We start from the raw sequence: 18,230 nt of genomic DNA on the forward strand, positions 1-18,230 counted from the left end.
CACTTGGAAACAAGGTTTGCGCCGATTTGGCCCGCTGCCCGGCCGGGCGCTATCGCCTTACGGGTAGTTGAGCGTGATGCGCGTGCCCAATCCGGATTTGGGGAATTTGGTCAGCACACTCTTGAACCGCGGCAGGCCGAACAGCGTGCCGGGATTGTTGGTAAACCCATAGGCTTCGGTCGGCGCCCCGAGCGTGGGGCGGTCGAGCTTCTTGTTGGCGTTTTCGTCGTGATAGACGGCAACCACATAGGTCCCCGGTTTGGGCAGATAGATGCAGGTGCGCGTGGTGCCCTTTTGCGCGGGCACGCGATCGACCCAGATATCGCCGTTCGAGGTGAGAAAATCGCTCTTCCGGTCGCTGTAGAGCGTGATCGCGATCAGGCCCTTGTCGTTGCGCACACCGTCGACGAAGACATGGGCGATCGTGTCGGTTTTCGGGCCGATGCACTGCTGCGAGGCCGCACGGGCTTCATCGCCCGCAAAGGCACAGGCCAACAGGGCGGTCGCCCCCGCCAGCGTGGGTAGAATAGCTGCTGATTTCTTCATTGGTTTCCCCTGCCTGCCGCGAACATGCGCGACCCGGTAGTGTGCCTTGAACCTAAGCAGATCGGCAGTGAATGCGCAATTAACCGTACAGGCAGTGGAAAAACTGCGATTCGCCCGGTGGATAAGCGCAAGACAGAGGTGGAGCCACACAATCTTGTGGCCTATCGGGACGATAGCCACAATCGCGACCGGACCCGACGCCTTGCCGCTCATATCTCCCTCGATCCTTTCCGCCGACTTCGCCCGCCTTGGCGAGGAAGTGCGCGCGGTCGACGAAGCCGGCGCCGACTGGATCCACATCGACGTGATGGACGGCCATTTCGTGCCCAATATCACGATCGGCCCGGCGGTGGTGAAAGCGCTGCGTCCGCACACCGACAAGCCGTTCGACGTGCATCTGATGATCTCGCCGGTCGACGCCTATCTCGAGCAATTCGCCGAAGCGGGCGCGGACATCATCACAGTCCACCCCGAGGCCGGGCCGCATGTTCATCGCACGGTGCAGACGATCAAGTCGCTCGGCAAGAAAGCGGGCGTGGTGTTCAACCCCGCCACGCCGGTCGATACGCTCGACTATCTGATCGACATGGTCGACCTGGTGCTGGTGATGAGCGTCAATCCCGGCTTCGGCGGGCAGAGCTTCATCGACAGCCAGCTGCGCAAGGTCGAGGCGATCCGCCAACGGATCGATGCCTCCGGCCGCGACATCCGGCTCGAGGTCGATGGCGGGGTCGATGCCCGGACTGCACCGCTGTGCGTCGATGCCGGAGCCGACGTGCTGGTTGCCGGCAGCGCGACGTTCAAGGGCGGACCCGATTGCTACGCTGCCAATATCCGCGCGCTTCGTGGCGAGGGATAGGCGGCGATGGGCGAGACCCTGTTCGATTTCGTAGCCCGCAAGACCGACGATGACGGCGAGACGCAGCGACGTCCGGCCGTGTCGATGACGAACTCGGCCCCCGAGGTACTGGCGGCGCCTGCGATCGTGCGCGATGCCGGCGCGGGTGCGGCGGTGCCACCGCCGCCGGCCAACCCCTCGACCGCGCTCGTGGTCACCGATTACACCCCGCCAGACCTCGGACCGATCGAGCGTCTGGTGCGCTTCGCCTATAAGTTCGGCGTCTCGGGCAGCGTGCTGGCGCGCCCGCTGCGCAAGGCCAGCGCCCCGCGCATTCTCGCCACGGTGACCGAGCCCCTGCGCGGCGATGCCGCCGCCGGGATGGCGCTGCGGGCCGGGCATTTCCTCATTCTCGGCCTCAAACTGCCCGTCGCGCAAACCGATTTTCACGGCACCGAAACGCTGACCGCGCCGGTCGCGCGCTACGTCCACGGGTTCCAGTGGCTGGCCGATCTCGCCGCCTGCAGCGCCGCGTCGCAGGGTGCGGCGACCGCCGAACGCGTGCTCGACATGTGGCTGGCCGCCAATACCGCACCCCCGCCCAAGCCGGGCAAGGGCATGGCGTGGAGTATCGAGGCGACCGCGCATCGCGTGCTCAACTGGATCGTGCATGCTCCGCTGGTGCTGTCCACCGCGCAAGACGCCAAGCGCGCGAAGATCCTCGCCGCCCTCGGCGAGCAGGCGCGCTGGCTCGATCGCCATATCGGCAATGCCGAAACCCGGCTCGCCGCGTTGGTCGGATGGAGCGCGATCACCGCCGCCGGCCTGCTGCTGCCCGATGGCAAGCCGCGCCGCCTCTATGGCGAGGCGGGCCTGGTGCGCGCGCTGGGCGAAGCGGTCGGCGAAGAAGGCGGCATGCTGTCGCGCAGCCCGACCGACCAGGTCGAAGCGATTGCCACCATCGTCCGCCTCAACGCATGCTACGCGGCGGTCGAACGCGATCCGCCCGAAGGGCTGGCGCAAGGGCTCGCATCCCTTGTCCCGCCGCTGCTCTGCGTGGTGCACAATCACGACGGGCTGGGCAGCTGGCAGGGCGCGTGGCCGATGCGCGAGAACGATCTCGCGCGGCTAATCCGCGCCAGCGGCGTGCGCGTGCGCCCGCTGCGCGATGCGCGCGTGTGGGGCTATCAGCGGATGCGCGCGAGCGAGAGTGTGGTCCAGCTCGATGCCGCCCCGCCGCCGGCCAAGGGCGAGGCCCGCTTCCCCTGCGCTTCCACGCTCGCGTTCGAGCTGAGTTATCGCGGCCAGCGCATCGTCACCAATTGCGGCGGTGCCGAAGCCGCCGGAGCGCTCGTCCCGGCCCGGCTCGAACAAGGGCTGCGCGGCACGGCGGCGCATTCGACGCTGGTGCTCGACAATGCCAATTCGACCGCGATCCACGTGCGCGGCGGGATCGGCAAAGGCGTTTCCGAAGTCACGCTCGACCGGCGCACCGTGCGCGGCGGCGCGACGCGGATCGAAGCCGGCCACGACGGTTATGCCGCGCGCTACGGCCTGCTCCATCGCCGCGTGCTGGTGCTGCGCGACGACGGTTCCGAGCTCGTCGGCGAAGATGCGCTGGTGCCGACCAAGGGCAAGGGCAAGCGCGGCCAGATCGGCTATGCAGTCCGTTTCCATCTCGATCACCGGATCGAGGCAATGGCGAGCTCGGACGGGCACGGGGTATTGCTCCAGCTGCCCGACGGATCGCACTGGCAGTTCCGCTGCCATGAGGACGTGATCCTCGAAGAAGGTTTCCGGGTCGATGCCGATGCGCGACCGCGCCCGGCACGGCAAATCGTGGTTCAGGGCCTGGCATCGCGCGGCGGCGCAAGCTTCGCCTGGACCTTCAAACGCATGAGTTGAATTCAGGGGTTTTACGCGTGAGCGACGTCAAGGTGAAACGGGCACTTCTTTCGGTGTCCGACAAGAGCGGTCTGGTCGAACTGGGCAAGGCACTGGCCGGCATGGGTGTGGAACTGGTTTCCACCGGCGGTACGGCGGGCGCGCTGCGCGAGGCCGGGCTCGATGTCCGCGACATCTCTGACCTCACCGGCTTTCCCGAAATGATGGACGGGCGGGTCAAGACGCTCCACCCCAAGGTCCATGGCGGCCTGCTGGCCGTGCGCGACAATCCCGAGCATGCCGCCGCGATGGACGAGCACGAGATCGGCGCGATCGATCTGGTGGTGGTCAATCTCTACCCGTTCGAAGCCACCGTGGCGCGCGGGGCCGAGCGTGACGACATCATCGAGAACATCGATATCGGCGGGCCGAGCATGGTGCGCTCGTCGGCCAAGAACCACGAATATGTCGCGATCGTCACCGATCCGGCGGATTACGACGAGCTGCTCGGCGAATTGCAGGATGGCGGCACCACCTCGCTCGCCTTCCGCAAGCGGCTCGCGGCCAAGGCCTTTGCCGCTACCGCCGCCTATGACAGCATGATCAGCCAGTGGTTCGCCCTTGCCGATCAGGGTGAAACCTTCCCCGGCATGCTGGCGGTCAACGGGCGCAATCCGGTTGAACTGCGCTATGGCGAGAACCCGCACCAGAAGGCCGCGCTTTACACGCCCGTCGGCGCGCACGCGAAAGGCATCGCCCAGGCCGAGCAATTGCAGGGCAAGGAGCTCAGTTACAACAATTACAACGACGCCGATGCGGCGCTCGAGCTGTGCGCCGAATTCGCCGGGGGCGATCCGGCGGTGGTGATCGTCAAGCACGCCAATCCGTGCGGCGTGGCGCAGGCCTCCAGCCTGCACGATGCGTGGGAAGCCGCGCTCGCCTGCGACAGCGTATCGGCCTTTGGCGGCATCGTCTGCGTCAACACCGAACTCGACGGGCCTACCGCCGAAGCGATCTGCAAGATCTTCACCGAAGTGGTGATCGCGCCTGCGGTAAGCGATGCCGCGCGCGAAGCTTTTGCGAAGAAGAAGAACCTGCGGCTGCTGGTCACCGGCGATCTGCCCGATCCGCGCCGCGACGGCCTTTCGGTCAAGCCGATCACCGGCGGGCTGCTGGTGCAGACGCGCGACAATGGCGCGATCACCGCCGCTGACCTCAAGACCGTGACCGAACGCGCGCCGAGCGAGCAGGAATTGAAGGACTGCCTGTTCGCCTGGACCATCGCCCATCACGTCAAATCCAACGCGATCGTCTATGCCAAGGATGGTGCCACCGCCGGAATCGGCGCGGGCCAGATGAACCGTCGCGACAGCTCGCGCATTGCCGCGATGAAAGCGGCCGAAGCAGCCGAGAAATATGGCTGGGACGAAGCCCGCACCGTGGGCAGCGCGGTCGCTTCGGACGCGTTCTTCCCCTTTGCCGACGGGTTGCTCGCCGCGGCCGAAGCGGGCGCGACGGCGGTGATCCAGCCGGGCGGTTCGATCCGCGACGACGAAGTGATCGAGGCGGCGAATAAAGCCGGCCTTTCCATGGTCTTCACCGGGATGCGCCACTTCCGCCATTGAACCGGCGCGGTTCGACCACCACCTGATCTTCGTTTCGTCGAGCAGGCAAAGCCGTTCATCGCAACGGCCCGAAACCTGTCGATGATATTCACCGAAGCTAAAGACGTGTGCCCTATCTCGGGTTCACACGTTGAAAGACCAATGACCCATGCGACTCTTCACCTCCGACCTTTTCAAGGCCTTCGCCGCCGGCTTCGCCGTCACCGCAATCGCGATGAGCAATCAGCTGGTGCCCGGCCTGTGGCAGGATCTGGTCGCCGTCATCGCCTAGGCTTGCTGGCGCTGGCCGGGATCGGTCTTGCGCTATCGGCCTGCCAGGCCCCGCCCGAAAACCCGCTCGCCCCGACCGCCCAGCGCACCGCGCAGGAGGGTGAAGGCTTGCAGACCGCGCTGCTCGCGGGCGGCTGTTTCTGGGGCATCGAAGGCATTTACAGCCACACCAAGGGCGTCAGCGGCGCGGTGACCGGGTATCATGGCGGCAGCGCGGAAACCGCGACTTACGAACAGAGCAATACGGGTACGTCCGGCCATGCCGAGACCGTGCGGATCACCTATGATCCCAAGCTCATCCGCTACGACGAATTGCTGCGGATCTTCTTCACCGTCGGCATCGACCCGACCCAGGCCAATGGTCAGGGTCCCGATATCGGCGACCAGTATCGCGCCGCGATCATCCCGCTGACCGACGAGCAACGCGAAGTGGCAACCAGTTTCGTGCAGCAAATGAATGCCAGCGGCAAATGGGCGAAGCCGATCGCGGTCAAGATCGAGGATCACAAGCAGTTCTATCCCGCCGAAGCCTATCACCAGAACTGGATCCCGAAGAACCGGCTGGTCGCTGACATCAAGGGCAAGGAAGTCGAGATGATCGACAAATTGCGCGCGGAATTCCCGGACTATTACCGCAAGGACTTCCTGCGCGACTGACGCGCTTGTTTCGCCGTCGGCGAACGCCTACTTTCCTTTCCATGGGCTCACACCATCATCATCACGAACTGTCCGGCGACGCGCTGGTCGATGGCGCGCGCACGTCGCTGAAGGATGCGGGTGAGCAATGGACCGAGATGCGCGCCAGCGTGTTCGAAGCGCTGGTCGCCCGTCGCACCCCCTCGTCTGCCTACGACATTGCCGAGGATGTCTCGGTTGCGCGCGGAAAAAGGGTTGCCGCCAACAGTGTCTACCGCATCCTCGACCTGTTCGTACGCACCAATCTCGCCGCGCGGGTGGAGAGCGCGAACGCCTATCTCGCCAACCCGCATCCGGGCTGCCGCCACGATTGCATTTTCCTGATCTGCGACGATTGCGGAAAGGCCGATCACTTCGACGACGATTCGTTGACCGGCGCGCTTTCCAACGCGGCCAAGGATCACGGCTTTGCCGCCGACCGCCCGGTGATCGAATTGCGCGGCACCTGCGCCGATTGCGCATCCTGACAATCGACAAGCGCGCGAGGGGAATGTAAGCCCTTCCCCCATGGTCAATAATCCCGATACGCCGTTGCTCGACACGGTCGACACGCCCGACGATCTCCGCAAGCTCAAGCCAGAACAGCTGCGCCAGCTTTCCGACGAGCTGCGCGCCGAAATGATCGATGCGGTCAGCACATCGGGCGGGCATCTCGGCTCCGGCCTCGGCGTGGTCGAGCTGACGGTGGCGATCCACTACATCTTCAACACGCCCGACGACAAACTGATCTGGGACGTCGGCCACCAGTGCTATCCGCACAAGATCCTGACCGGGCGGCGCGAACGCATCCGCACGCTGCGCCAGGGCGGCGGGCTCAGCGGGTTCACCAAGCGCTCGGAAAGCGAATACGACCCGTTCGGCGCGGCGCACTCGTCCACCTCGATCAGTGCGGGCCTCGGCTTTGCGGTCGCCAACAAGCTCAACGACCATCCCGGCAAGGCGATCGCGGTGATCGGCGACGGCGCGATGAGCGCGGGCATGGCCTATGAGGCGATGAACAATGCCGAACAGGCGGGTGATCGCCTGGTGGTGATCCTCAACGACAACGACATGTCGATCGCCCCGCCGGTGGGGGGCTTGTCCGCCTATCTCGCGCGGATGGTTTCGAGCAGCGAATATATGGGGCTGCGCAAGCTTGCCTCGAAAGCCGCGAAGAAGCTCTCGCGCCGGGTCTGGTCGGGCCTCGAAAAGGCCGAGGAATACGCCCGCGGCATGGCCACCGGCGGCACGCTGTTCGAAGAGCTCGGCTTCTACTACGTTGGCCCGATCGACGGCCACAATCTCGACCACCTGATCCCGGTGCTCGAGAACGTGCGCGACAGCAAAAAGGGCCCGATCCTGGTCCATGTCGTGACGACCAAGGGCAAGGGTTACGAACCCGCCGAAAACAGCGCCGACAAATATCACGGCGTGCCCAAATTCGATGTCGTGACCGGCGAAAAGGCCAAGTCCAAGGCCGGTCCGCCCGCATACCAGAACGTGTTCGGCGATACGCTCGCCAAGCTGGCCGAAACTGACAAGCGCATCTGCGCGATCACTGCCGCCATGCCCAGCGGCACCGGCGTCGATCGCTTTGCGCAGGCGCATCCCGAGCGTGCCTTCGATGTCGGCATTGCCGAACAGCACGGCGTGACCTTCGCAGCGGGTCTCGCGGCACAGGGCATGCGTCCCTTCGCGGCGATCTATTCGACCTTCCTCCAGCGGGCTTACGACCAGGTGGTCCACGACGTCGCGATCCAGAACCTGCCGGTCCGTTTCGCGATCGACCGTGCCGGGCTGGTCGGTGCCGACGGCGCGACCCATGCGGGCAGTTTCGACATCACCTATCTCGCCACGCTGCCGAACTTCGTGGTGATGGCGGCGGGCGACGAGGCCGAGCTGGTCCACATGACCTATACGGCGGCCGAATATGACGACGGCCCGATCGCGCTGCGCTATCCGCGCGGCAACGGCGTGGGCGTCGAACTGCCCGAAACGCCGCAAAAGCTCGAAATCGGCAAGGGCCGTGTGGTCAAGGAAGGCAACAAGGTCGCCATCCTGTCCCTGGGCGCACGCCTGGAGGAAGCCCGCAAGGCCGCCGACCAGCTCGAAGCCAAGGGGCTTTCGACTACCGTTGCCGATCTGCGCTTCGCCAAGCCGCTCGACACCGATCTGATCGACCGGCTGATGAAGACCCACGAAGTCGTCGTCACGGTCGAGGAAGGCAGCATCGGCGGCCTCGGCGCACACGTGCTGACCCACGCCAGCGACAACGGGTTATTGGACGGCGGCCTCAAGATCCGCACCATGCGCCTGCCCGATGTGTTCCAGGATCAGGATGCGCCCGAAAAGCAGTACGACGAGGCGGGACTGAACGCCCCGCAGATCGTCGAAACGGTGCTCAAAGCACTGCGCCACAACAGTGCGGGCGTGGAAGAGGCGCGGGCTTAACGGTCGAGCACCGCAGAGGGTCGGATCAAACCCACCGCCAAACGCCGGCCGCCCATCCGCCCATCGCCTGATGCGCGTGCGTAATGCCGAGCCACAGCGCAAGTCCGATCGCCCACCACAGCCAGCCTGTGGTGAGCAGCTTGCCCCAGCGCAGCCAGTAGCTGGTCTTGGCTTCCCACGCCGCCCATGCATCGCCGAGCAGGGCCTCCTTCTTGCGATCCTGCAGATGCGCCCCGACCAGCGCCAAGATGCCGATCGCGGTCGCCACCACCAGCGTGCGCGCGGTGGGAGCGGCGATGATATGCGCGACCGCCCATAGTGCGAAAGCCCACATCATCGGGTGGCGGGTGACGGCGAAAACGCCCTTGGGCTGTTTCGTCGCGGCGAGCTTTTCAGCGCCCGGCTGCGGAAAGGCGGGATTGCCGGCGAAGCTCCCTGCCAACAAGACCATCGCGACCAGTGTCAGCACGCTCGCCACCATCCAGCTGAAATCGCCGAAGCCGGGCCACAGCGGTGTCGTCACCGGCGCATTGCCGAACGCCGAAACCATCCAGAACAATGTCGCAAAGCTGGCGGCGCTGTAGACCAGCATGAACCCGAACGGCTTGAGCACCCGCACCATCGGCGCGCGCAGTGGGTGGGACATGGCGAAATGCGAGCCGACGAAGGCCACGCTTGCAGCGACGAGTTCGGCCAGCGGATCCACCATGTCTTTTCCCCTCAATCCTGGACGTCGATCAATTCCACCTTGAAGATCAGCGTCGCATTGCCCGGGATCGGGCCCTTGCCGACCGGACCGTATGCGAGATCGGCGGGCGCGTAGAGTTCGATCGTGTCGCCCACGCCCATGTCCGGAATCGCGATCTGCCAGGCCGGGATCAGACGTCCGAGCGGAAAGGTCGCCGGTTCGCCGCGCTCGTATGAGCTATCGAACTCGGTCCCGTCGATCAGCTTGCCGGCATAGTGCACGGTGACCGTGTCCTCGACCGTCGGTTTCCTACCCGAACCGTCGCCGTCGATCAGGCGATAGCGCAACCCGCCCTCGAGGACCCGCCAGCCATCGGCGGCATCGAGTTCGGCCAGCGCGAGCTGCTGGCGATTGTGCCAGGCAAGATCGTATTCCGGCGCTTCACCGGTGGACGAAGACTGCGCCCAGAGCGCGACGGGGGCGGCGAGCGCCACGAGAGCCAATAGCGCCCTCACCAGTCATACGCCTTGGGCAGGTCGCTGGTGTCGAGATCGCGATAGCGCTCGGCCAATCGGGTCTGGTGATTGTCCATCGGCTGCTGGATCCCGTCGATATAAACCCGCACCGGGGCCGACGATACTTCGAGCGGATCGCCATCCCAGATCACGATATCGCCCGCCTGCCCGACCGAGAGGGTCCCGGCATCGGCACCCAGCCCGCTGATCTGCGCAGGCACCGAACTGATCGCGGCAAAGGCCTGCCCCCACGTCAGCCCGGCGGCACCGGGCAGCTTCGACAGGGCGACGAGATTGCCCGCGAACTGGGGCAGGTAACGCGGCTGTTCCATCGCGCTGGCATTGATCGCGACCTTCACGCCTGCGCGCACCATGCGGCCGACATTGCTCTGGGTGGAGCCCAGTTCTTCGAACGAGCCGGGCAAATCGTCGAGCCCGTCGGCAATCACCGGCACGCCCGCCGCCGCGATTTCGTCCGCCACCAGCCAGCCTTCGCTTGCGCCAACCAGCACGAGGTCGAGCGCAGGAAATTCGTCGCGCAGCGCCAGGACCGATCGGATATCGGCCGCGCGTTCGACCACCACGTAGAGCTTCTGGCTCCCGTTCACGACCGGGACGAGCGCCGCCGCATCGAAACGCGAGAGCAGCACGTCGTCGCGCTGGGCTTCGTTGTCTACAAGGCGCGGATCGAGCGGCATGTCGTCGCCCGTCCGGGTTTCGGGTGCGCGAGAGGCCGTTCCGGATATGGATGCATCCTCACCATACTGACGCGCTTCGCGCAGCGCATTGCGGAACAATGCGTGAGCCGACACGCGGCTGCCACCGGCACGGCGTGCGCCGCCTTCGCCCAGCGCGACGACCTGGAACGCGCGCGGACGCACGACCGGATCGGGATCGTCGCCCAGATCGATGATCGCGCCCTGTCCGCCGAAGATCGAGCTGGCGGGCATGGCGGCGACTGCGGCATGCGTGATCCCGCCCGCGCGGCTGACCTTAACATGCTGCGACTGCGGGTTGATCGCGGGCGCCACGTCGAGCGCGGCGCTGAACGGCGAGCCGCTGGCGCCGGTATCGTTGCTTTCGCTGACCGCGCCGACATCCCACAGGCCCAGCTCGGTGACGGTAGCGAACAGGCCTGGCGTGACCCAGGCCCCCGCGCCATCGGCAACAGGCACGCCGGCAGGCACCGGCACTCCGGAGCCGACGGCGGTCACGCGCCCGTTCTGGACGACGATCGTCGCATTCTCGATCGGCTCCGAGCCGTCCCCCGTCGCAACGGTGGCGTTTGTAATCGCGAAATCCTGCGCTGCGGCAGGCAGGGCGAAGGCGAGCGCGGCCACCGCGCCGAGCAAAGTCTGGCGGATCATTTCACGTCTCCTTCACCGGGCTGGCCGAGTTCGAAATCGCTGACCGGACGGCGCTTGGAATCCATCGCATCGAACAGCAGCGCCCCATCGACCCAGACCTTTTCGGGCCGCGAATAGACGCTCAGCGGATCGCCGTTCCACAGCACCACATCGGCCATCTTTCCCGCTTCGAGGCTGCCGGTGAGGTCAGCGATCCCCATCGCCTTGGCAGCATTGAGGGTGATCCATGAAATCACGTTGTGGTCGGCGATATCGATCCCGATGCGGCGTCCGGCGGCCTGGGCCTTGGCCGCTTCCTGATTGAGGCGCTGGATCCCGTTGGCATCGTCCGAATGGATGATCACGCAAGCGCCCTGATTGTGGATCAGCGCGGCGTTCTGGGGAATGCCGTCATAGGCTTCCATCTTGAAGCCGTACCAATCGGCCCAGACCGCGCTGCAAACTTCGTTTTCGCGCAGGAGGTCGCCGATCTTGTAGCTTTCGACCGCGTGATGGAACGCGGTGACTTTGTAGCCCATCTCCTTCGCCATATCCATCACCAGCGCCATCTCGTCGGCGCGGTAGCAATGGTTGTGGACGAGGATCTCTCCATCGAGCACGCCCTTCAGCGTTTCCTTGGCGAGGTCGCGACGCTTGCCGTCATACTCCTTGGCATCGAGCCAGGTCTGGCGGTTGACCGCGAAATTGCCCATCCGGGTCGAAGGCATGCGGCCGCGGCTGCCATAGACGCGCTTGGGGTTTTCGCCGCAGGCCATCTTGAGGCCATAGGGCGCTCCGGGGAATTTCATTCCCTGCACGGTGCGGCTCGGCACGTTCTTGAGCGTGACCGAGCGACCGCCCATCAGGTTCGCCGAGCCGGGCAGGATCTGCAGTGCGGTGACCCCGCCATTGGCGAGCGCGCGGGTGAAGCCGGGATCCTGCGGCCAGACCGAATGCTCGGCCCAGACTTCGGGCGTTGTCGGGCTGGTCGCCTCGTTGCCATCCGAATGCGCCTGCACGCTGGGGGTCGGGTAATCGCCCAGGTGCGAGTGAATATCGATGATCCCGGGGGTGACGAATTTCCCCGTCCCGTCGATGCGGGTATAGCCGGCAGGCACCGTGAGCGAGGCATCGCCGATGCCGACCACCTTGCCATCGGCGAACAGCACGATGCCATCGCGGATCTCACCGCCCGCCCCGTCATAGACCGTCGCTCCGACCAGTGCGGTCGGCACGCCCGGATAGGGCTTGTAGGTCGAGGCATAGGGGGCCGGGTCCGCGCCCGAACGGCCGCGCGTGGCCTTGGTGTCGGATGCGCTGGCGGCATCGGAGGAACCGGTGGTGGCACAGCCTGCCAGTGCGAGGCTCGCGAGCCCCACGCCCACGGCCAATCGATGGAAACGTTTCATTCTTGCCCCTCTTCGAAAACGAGAAAGGGCGCGGAAACCGAAGTTCCCGCGCCCTTTTTAAGTCGCATTAGCTGCGCTTCGGATCGATCGCCGGATGGATCCCTGCGCCCTGCGCTTCGCCCGGCCCTTCGGCCTGGCCGGCAAGGTCGTCACCCACATCGTCGTCGGCCAGCTTGTCGAGATGCATCAGCTTCTTCACCAGCGGGCTGATAATCGTGACGACGATGCCAACGCCAATCGCGACCCAACCCATCGTCTGATAGAGGTCGAGTGCGGCGTCACGGGTCATTTCCCCGCCTTCGCCCTCACCCATCAGCGAACCCATGAACCCGGCGACATAGTTCCCTCCGGCGGTGCCGAAGAAGAACGCCGCCATCATCAGGCTCGCCATGTGGCGGACCGACAGACGGTTGATCGCCGACAGGCCAACCGGCGAGAGACACAGCTCACCCGTGGTGGACAGCAGATAGAACAGGAACAGGAACAGCACCGGCGTAAGCAGCGCGCCATTGGCACCAGTCACGCCGAACTGCTGCGCACCCCAGACGAACACCACGAAAGCGAGACCCATCTGGACGATGCCGAGTCCCATTTTGGCGATCGCCGACGGTTCCTTGCCGGTCCGTGCGAGCCACTGCCACAGCCCGGCGAAGAGCGGTGCGAGCAGTATGATGTAGATCGGGTTGATCGACTGGAAGAACGTCGTCGGAATACCGCCGCGATCGACATAGCGGTCGGTATAGAGGTTCATCGAACCACCGGCCTGTTCGAACAGTCCCCAGAACAACGGCATCAGCAGGATCACGAAGATCATCGCGAACACACGGTCGCGGGCATAGTTCACATGCTTCTTCGCTTCGCCGAAGCACGCAACCAACACTAGGACAAGTCCGGCAATCAGGCCGATGTTCGAAATCGTCCCAGATCCACCCTGCGCGATCATCAGACCCGCCGAGGCGAGCAACACCAGCACTCCGGCATAGAAGATCGTGCTGGTCGACCCCGTGCTGGGCTTCCCGTCCTCGCCAGGCAGGCGATAGAGCGCCTGCTGGAGAACGTAACCGAGGAGGCAGATGCCCGACAGCAGCAGAATCCAGCCAACCGCTTCCTGATACTGGATCAGTGTCCAGATCACCGCGACGCCGACGAGGCCTACGCCATAGAGCAGCCATTCGAGATTGATCCCGGCGACCTTCTCCTTGAGCTTGGCCGGAACCGGCGGCTCGCCGTTTCCGCGAAGCAGCGATTTGCCGAGTACGAACACGAAGAGGCCGAGCAGCATGCCGAAGCCGGCCAGGCCGAAGCCCCACGCCCAGTTCACGGTTTCGCCGATATAGGCGGCGATCAGCACGCCCGTGGCGGCACCGAGGTTAATCCCCATGTAGAAGATGGTGTAGGCGCTGTCGCGGCGGATGTCGGTGCGCGGATAAAGCTGCCCGACCATCACCGAGATGTTCGCCTTGAGGAAGCCCGAACCCACGATGATCAGGGCCAGAGCGAGCCAGAAGATGTTGATGGTCGGATCGTTTTCATAACCCGTGCCATTGCCTTCGAACGCCATGAAGAAGTGGCCGGCCGTCAACAGGACCGCGCCGAACAGCACCGCCTTGCGCTGGCCAAGATACTTGTCGGCCAGCCAGCCACCGAGCACCGGAGTGATGTAAACGAGGCTGGTATAGGCACCGTAAATCAGGTTCGAATCACCGTCCTCGAACAGCCAGTGCTTGACGAGGTACAGGGTGAGCAACGCCCGCATACCGTAGTAGGAGAAACGCTCCCACATCTCCGCGAAGAAGAGCATGTACAGGCCCTTGGGGTGGCCAAGCACCTCTTCCTGCGGGCGGGTGATCGCCCAGGCGCCCCCGATGAGAAATGCGCCGAGTACGACGGCCGCGACAAGCGCGGCCCAGTCGGCATAGTTCCAAAGCCCCATATCTTTCATGAAAAATCCCTTGATTCCCGCGCCGCCTGTTTCGCAAGCGCCCTCTTCAATCGCGGCACACTAGCGACGAATTGCGCAAAGTGAAGATTTTGTTTCACCAATTCGCCGCAGCAGCGTCGTTTTTCCACCCTTGACCCGACGCGCTGTATTATGGCACTGCCTCACCCATGAGCGCTGCCGACTCCCGCCCGATCTACCTCCAGCTCCGCGACAAGATCGCCGCTGCGATCATCGACGGTCGCTATCGCGAAGGCGAGATGCTGCCTTCGGTCCGGGCCTTCGCCGCGCAGGAGGGAGCCAATCCGCTCACCGTCGCCAAGGCTTACCAGCAGTTCCAGCAGGATGGGCAGGTCGAAGTGCGGCGCGGGATCGGGATGTTCGTGGCGGATGGTGCGCGGCATGGGTTGCTGACGCGGGAGCGCGAGCGCTTCCTTGATGAGGAATGGCCTGACATCCGCGACCGGATCGAGCGGCTCGACATTTCCTTCGACGAACTGATGGCACTGGGCTGAAGCGCCGATTTGACGCAGAACCATTGCGAAACCGCCATCGCTCTGGCACGGACCCGCTTTGCCCACTTGTTTTCCAATCGGATTTGGGTCGCACCGGCTGGTAATCGGAGAACAACATTATGATCCGTTCGGAACTCGTCCATGCCTTGAGTCGCCGCAATCCGGACCTCAAGCAGGAAGAAGTCGAACACGTCGTCGACATCATGTTCGACGAAATCACCACCCAGCTGGCCGAAGGCGGCCGCGTGGAACTGCGCGGCTTCGGCGCGTTTTCGACGCGTCATCGCGAAGGCCGTACGGGTCGCAATCCCCGTACCGGGGAAGCGGTCGAAGTGCCGGCCAAGCGCGTGCCGTTCTTCAAGGCGGGCAAGGCGATCCGCGAGCGGCTCAACGACTGAGTGCGCCGGGCTTCATCGCCTGGCTCAAACAAGCGATGGACAAGCTTGACGGCTGCCCGCTAGGCCAGTGCGGCCCTGTGCGGGTGTGGCGGAATGGTAGACGCCGGGGACTTAAAATCCCCTGAGCCTTGCTCGTGTGGGTTCGAGTCCCACCACCCGCACCACATCCATGGCCCAAGGTTAATTTTCTAGCACTGTCAGCATCTTGCATTCTTTACGGCCTGTTAACTTCTGGCCGTTATCTGGAGACGCTGACATTGATGTGAAGGACGGACGCATCTCGATATAATCTGGAGGTGCGCCGCGTGCAGAGACTCGCTGGTCACGACAACCCGAGCCCGTCCTTTTCCGCCGATACGCCGGAAAACCAAGATCAGCGCGAGGCAGATCGCCTGCGCTTGCTCATGCGCACCGCGAAGCTCGTTACCTCGCAGGGCGAGTTCCTATGCGTCCTGCGCGATGCGTCGGTCGGCGGCTTCCGCGCCCGTATTTTCCACCCCCTGCCCACCGACGCCGAGATGGAGCTCGAGCTTGCTTCGGCGCATCGTTATCCGATCGAAAAGGTGTGGGAGAAGGACAACGAGGCCGGTTTCAGGTTCACCGAGAAGATCGCGCTCGAAGAGCTGGTCAACGAGCTTACGCCTTATCCCAAACGCGGGGTGCGGTTGAACCTCGAGCTCGAGACAGATATTCAAGTCGGCGACCAGAGAGCTAGGGCGACGCTTGAGAACTTGTCCCAGCAGGGGGCCCGGATCGACACCCTGCAGCCACTGGCTCAAGCGCAACGACTGCTGCTCAACATCACAGGTATGCGTGCGGTGACGGCCCAGGTCCGCTGGAGGGACGGCGATACCTACGGCCTGGCATTCGAGGACACGTTCCAGTTCGACGAGCTGGCTCTGCTCGTCTACCAGCTGCAGCGCCAGCAGAGCGCGCGCAAGGGCATCCGCTCTGATCCTGCGGCCCCGCTACGGCGCATCGATCTTCGCTGAAACGACCCTCAACCAGATCCGGAAGCGCAGATTCCGGCGTTGCTTTAACCATGTATTAGCCAAACCCCTTCACACCCCAACAGGTGACGCAAACGGGGGTCTGGAATGACTGGCAAGAATTACGATGTGGATGTTGCGATCGTCGGAGCGGGACCGGCGGGGCTGACCGCCGGCTACCTGCTAACCAAGCAGGGACTTTCGGTGGCAATCATCGAAAAGGACGCGACCTATGTCGGCGGTATCAGCCGCACGGTCGAACACGAAGGCTATCGTTTCGACATCGGCGGACACCGCTTCTTTTCCAAATCGCAGGCAGTCGTCGATCTGTGGAACGAGATCCTGCCGGACGATTTCATCGAGCGCCCGCGGATGAGCCGCATCTATTACGAGGGCAAATTCTACTCCTACCCGCTGCGCGCCTTCGAAGCGCTGCGCAATCTGGGTGTGTGGCGTTCGTCGCTCTGCATGCTGAGCTACCTGCGTTACAAGCTGTTCCCGATCGAAAAGGTGAGAAGCTTCGAGGACTGGACCACCAACCAGTTCGGCAGAAAGCTCTATTCGATCTTCTTCAAGACCTACACCGAGAAGGTCTGGGGCATGCCCTGCGACGAGATGAGTGCCGATTGGGCCGCCCAGCGGATCAAGGGACTTTCGCTTTGGAGCGCCGTCGTCGACGGGATGAAGCGCAGCCTCGGCCTCAACAAGAAGCCCAATGACGGGATGCAGGCCAAGACGCTGCTCGAGAGCTTTCGCTATCCGCGCCTCGGCCCGGGCATGATGTGGGACGCCGCGCGCGACAAGATCGTCGCCACCGGCAAGGGCGAGGTACTTATGAACCACGCGCTCAAGCAACTCGCGAGTGACGGCAAGGATGGCTGGCGGATGACCGCGACCGGCCCCGATGGCGAGAAAGTCATCACCGCGCGCCACGCCATCAGCTCGGCCCCGATGCGCGAGATGGCGGCACGGTTGAGCCCGCTGCCGGACGCATCGCTCGACGCTTCGAACCTCAAATATCGTGACTTCCTGACCGTCGCGCTCAAGATCCGGTCGGACGGGGACCTGTTCCCGGACAACTGGATCTACATCCACGACAGCAAGGTCCAGGTCGGCCGGGTCCAGAACTTCCGCTCCTGGTCGCCCGAGATGGTGCCGGACGATGGCGTCGCCTGTGTCGGCCTCGAATATTTCTGCTTCGAAGGCGACGGGTTGTGGGCCTCGAGCGACGCAGACCTCGTCGAGCTCGCATCGAACGAAATGGTCCAGCTCGGCCTAATCAAGAAGGACCAGGTCATCGGCGGCGCGGTCGTGCGCCAGGAAAAGGCCTATCCGGTCTATGACGAGGATTACGCCGCCAATGTCGACGCCGTGCGCGCCGAACTGGAAGCGAAGCATCCGACGCTGCACCTCGTGGGCCGCAACGGCATGCACCGGTACAACAACCAGGATCACGCCATGATGACCGCGATGCTCACGGTCGAGAATATCGTCGCCGGCGAAAGGATCTACGATACCTGGTGTGTCAACGAAGACGCCGAGTATCACGAGTCCGGCGATGAAGGTGCCCAGAAAAAAATCGGTGCGAAGAAGATCGTCAGCGCAGACCAGGCAGCCGCGCTCAATTCCTTGATGCCGGTACCGGAACGCGTGGGCGAAGATGATTGCTGCGAACCCGCCCGGAACCGCGAAGCGGCCTGATCTCCCACTCGATCGCAAGAGGGTGATCATGCGCGCTGTCCGGACCCACGTCATCGATATTCGAATAGTGCGCTATATCGCCGCCAGCGTTGGGGCGCTGGCGGTCGATATGGGCCTGTTCCTCGGGCTGCTGGCCGTCGCCATGCCTGCTGCGGCCGCCGCCAGCCTTTCCTACTGCGCCGGTATCGTGGCCCACTGGCTGTTTTCAAGCCGCGCCGTGTTTCAGGATCGCGTGGCGAACAGCGCGCGCGGGCGACATGTGCAGAAAGCCCTGTTCGTGGGATCGGCACTGGTCGGCCTCGCGCTGACCACCGGGATCGTCGGGCTGTTCGATTTTCTGGGAAGCGATCCGCTGTTCGGCAAACTCGTAGCTGTCGCGGCGAGCTTCGTCGTAACCTGGCTGATCCGCAGCCGCGTGGTCTTCCGCGCGGAAGGCTGAGC

Annotated in this window: 18 protein-coding genes and 1 tRNA gene; 13 read left to right on the forward strand and 6 right to left on the reverse strand. The window is 64.2% G+C overall.

The window, feature by feature from the left end:
* Positions 1-57: 57 nt before the first annotated feature.
* Positions 58-546 carry a DUF2141 domain-containing protein gene (locus GRI68_RS10610; protein ID WP_160617215.1) on the reverse strand — a complete coding sequence of 163 codons (489 nt, stop codon included), beginning with the start codon at positions 544-546 and terminating at the stop codon, positions 58-60.
* Between the two features lie 202 nt (positions 547-748).
* Between GRI68_RS10610 and rpe the strand changes: the two genes are divergently transcribed.
* From rpe to dxs, 7 genes are all read left to right on the forward strand, one after another.
* Positions 749-1,405 (forward strand): ribulose-phosphate 3-epimerase, encoded by a 657-nt coding sequence (gene rpe / locus GRI68_RS10615; RefSeq protein ID WP_160617216.1) that lies wholly within the window; start codon positions 749-751, stop codon positions 1,403-1,405.
* 6 nt (positions 1,406-1,411) lie between these two features.
* The gene (locus GRI68_RS10620; RefSeq protein WP_160617217.1) at positions 1,412-3,289 is read left to right on the forward strand and encodes a heparinase II/III family protein; all 1,878 of its coding nucleotides are present in this window, start codon (positions 1,412-1,414) and stop codon (positions 3,287-3,289) included.
* Positions 3,290-3,306: 17 nt separating this feature from the next.
* Entirely contained in the window at positions 3,307-4,893 is a 1,587-nt protein-coding gene (purH, locus tag GRI68_RS10625) for a bifunctional phosphoribosylaminoimidazolecarboxamide formyltransferase/IMP cyclohydrolase (RefSeq protein WP_160617218.1), read from the forward strand.
* 148 nt (positions 4,894-5,041) lie between these two features.
* Positions 5,042-5,164 carry a hypothetical protein gene (locus GRI68_RS13900; RefSeq protein ID WP_267902104.1) on the forward strand — a complete coding sequence of 41 codons (123 nt, stop codon included), beginning with the start codon at positions 5,042-5,044 and terminating at the stop codon, positions 5,162-5,164.
* 2 nt (positions 5,165-5,166) lie between these two features.
* Positions 5,167-5,820 carry a peptide-methionine (S)-S-oxide reductase MsrA gene (msrA, locus tag GRI68_RS10630; RefSeq protein ID WP_234028780.1) on the forward strand — a complete coding sequence of 218 codons (654 nt, stop codon included), beginning with the start codon at positions 5,167-5,169 and terminating at the stop codon, positions 5,818-5,820.
* Positions 5,821-5,861: 41 nt separating this feature from the next.
* Positions 5,862-6,326 carry a Fur family transcriptional regulator gene (locus GRI68_RS10635; RefSeq protein WP_160617220.1) on the forward strand — a complete coding sequence of 155 codons (465 nt, stop codon included), beginning with the start codon at positions 5,862-5,864 and terminating at the stop codon, positions 6,324-6,326.
* Between the two features lie 40 nt (positions 6,327-6,366).
* A complete protein-coding gene (dxs, locus tag GRI68_RS10640) occupies positions 6,367-8,289 on the forward strand; it encodes a 1-deoxy-D-xylulose-5-phosphate synthase (RefSeq protein ID WP_160617221.1) in 1,923 nt (640 codons plus the stop codon).
* Between the two features lie 25 nt (positions 8,290-8,314).
* Here the strand turns inward: dxs and GRI68_RS10645 are convergent, their stop codons facing one another.
* From GRI68_RS10645 to GRI68_RS10665, 5 genes are all read right to left on the reverse strand, one after another.
* A complete protein-coding gene (locus GRI68_RS10645) occupies positions 8,315-8,998 on the reverse strand; it encodes an NnrU family protein (RefSeq protein ID WP_160617222.1) in 684 nt (227 codons plus the stop codon).
* 11 nt (positions 8,999-9,009) lie between these two features.
* Positions 9,010-9,492, reverse strand: coding sequence for an FKBP-type peptidyl-prolyl cis-trans isomerase (locus GRI68_RS10650; protein WP_160617223.1), 483 nt, complete (start codon positions 9,490-9,492; stop codon positions 9,010-9,012).
* Positions 9,489-10,859, reverse strand: a complete 1,371-nt coding sequence (locus GRI68_RS10655) for an amidohydrolase family protein (RefSeq protein WP_160617224.1) — start codon at positions 10,857-10,859, stop codon at positions 9,489-9,491. The genes GRI68_RS10650 and GRI68_RS10655 overlap by 4 nt, the downstream gene beginning before the upstream one ends.
* A complete protein-coding gene (locus GRI68_RS10660; protein ID WP_160617225.1) occupies positions 10,856-12,247 on the reverse strand; it encodes an amidohydrolase in 1,392 nt (463 codons plus the stop codon). The genes GRI68_RS10655 and GRI68_RS10660 overlap by 4 nt, the downstream gene beginning before the upstream one ends.
* Positions 12,248-12,314: 67 nt before the next feature.
* Positions 12,315-14,189, reverse strand: coding sequence for a peptide MFS transporter (locus GRI68_RS10665; protein ID WP_160617226.1), 1,875 nt, complete (start codon positions 14,187-14,189; stop codon positions 12,315-12,317).
* A 167-nt stretch (positions 14,190-14,356) separates the two neighbouring features.
* Here GRI68_RS10665 and GRI68_RS10670 point away from each other — a divergent pair, with 167 nt between their 5' ends.
* From GRI68_RS10670 to GRI68_RS10695, 6 genes are all read left to right on the forward strand, one after another.
* The gene (locus GRI68_RS10670; protein WP_160617227.1) at positions 14,357-14,701 is read left to right on the forward strand and encodes a GntR family transcriptional regulator; all 345 of its coding nucleotides are present in this window, start codon (positions 14,357-14,359) and stop codon (positions 14,699-14,701) included.
* A 119-nt stretch (positions 14,702-14,820) separates the two neighbouring features.
* Positions 14,821-15,099, forward strand: a complete 279-nt coding sequence (locus tag GRI68_RS10675) for an integration host factor subunit beta (RefSeq protein ID WP_160617228.1) — start codon at positions 14,821-14,823, stop codon at positions 15,097-15,099.
* Between the two features lie 79 nt (positions 15,100-15,178).
* A tRNA-Leu gene (locus GRI68_RS10680) sits at positions 15,179-15,263 on the forward strand.
* Between the two features lie 141 nt (positions 15,264-15,404).
* Entirely contained in the window at positions 15,405-16,091 is a 687-nt protein-coding gene (locus GRI68_RS10685; RefSeq protein ID WP_160617229.1) for a PilZ domain-containing protein, read from the forward strand.
* Between the two features lie 105 nt (positions 16,092-16,196).
* A complete protein-coding gene (locus GRI68_RS10690) occupies positions 16,197-17,789 on the forward strand; it encodes an NAD(P)/FAD-dependent oxidoreductase (RefSeq protein ID WP_160617230.1) in 1,593 nt (530 codons plus the stop codon).
* 28 nt (positions 17,790-17,817) lie between these two features.
* The gene (locus GRI68_RS10695) at positions 17,818-18,228 is read left to right on the forward strand and encodes a GtrA family protein (RefSeq protein ID WP_160617231.1); all 411 of its coding nucleotides are present in this window, start codon (positions 17,818-17,820) and stop codon (positions 18,226-18,228) included.
* Positions 18,229-18,230: the final 2 nt, after the last annotated feature.

The sequence above is a fragment of the Alteriqipengyuania halimionae genome, from assembly GCF_009827575.1.
GTDB lineage: Bacteria > Pseudomonadota > Alphaproteobacteria > Sphingomonadales > Sphingomonadaceae > Alteriqipengyuania_A > Alteriqipengyuania_A halimionae.

Coding starts and splice junctions, on each gene's coding strand:
- GRI68_RS10610 (WP_160617215.1), bottom strand. CDS start 546: ATGAAGAAATCAGCAGCTATTCTACCCACGCTGGCGGGGGCGACCGCC.
- GRI68_RS10620 (WP_160617217.1), top strand. CDS start 1,412: ATGGGCGAGACCCTGTTCGATTTCGTAGCCCGCAAGACCGACGATGAC.
- GRI68_RS13900 (WP_267902104.1), top strand. CDS start 5,042: ATGCGACTCTTCACCTCCGACCTTTTCAAGGCCTTCGCCGCCGGCTTC.
- GRI68_RS10635 (WP_160617220.1), top strand. CDS start 5,862: ATGGGCTCACACCATCATCATCACGAACTGTCCGGCGACGCGCTGGTC.
- dxs (WP_160617221.1), top strand. CDS start 6,367: ATGGTCAATAATCCCGATACGCCGTTGCTCGACACGGTCGACACGCCC.
- GRI68_RS10645 (WP_160617222.1), bottom strand. CDS start 8,998: ATGGTGGATCCGCTGGCCGAACTCGTCGCTGCAAGCGTGGCCTTCGTC.
- GRI68_RS10655 (WP_160617224.1), bottom strand. CDS start 10,859: ATGATCCGCCAGACTTTGCTCGGCGCGGTGGCCGCGCTCGCCTTCGCC.
- GRI68_RS10660 (WP_160617225.1), bottom strand. CDS start 12,247: ATGAAACGTTTCCATCGATTGGCCGTGGGCGTGGGGCTCGCGAGCCTC.
- GRI68_RS10665 (WP_160617226.1), bottom strand. CDS start 14,189: ATGAAAGATATGGGGCTTTGGAACTATGCCGACTGGGCCGCGCTTGTC.
- GRI68_RS10670 (WP_160617227.1), top strand. CDS start 14,357: ATGAGCGCTGCCGACTCCCGCCCGATCTACCTCCAGCTCCGCGACAAG.
- GRI68_RS10675 (WP_160617228.1), top strand. CDS start 14,821: ATGATCCGTTCGGAACTCGTCCATGCCTTGAGTCGCCGCAATCCGGAC.
- GRI68_RS10690 (WP_160617230.1), top strand. CDS start 16,197: ATGACTGGCAAGAATTACGATGTGGATGTTGCGATCGTCGGAGCGGGA.
- GRI68_RS10695 (WP_160617231.1), top strand. CDS start 17,818: ATGCGCGCTGTCCGGACCCACGTCATCGATATTCGAATAGTGCGCTAT.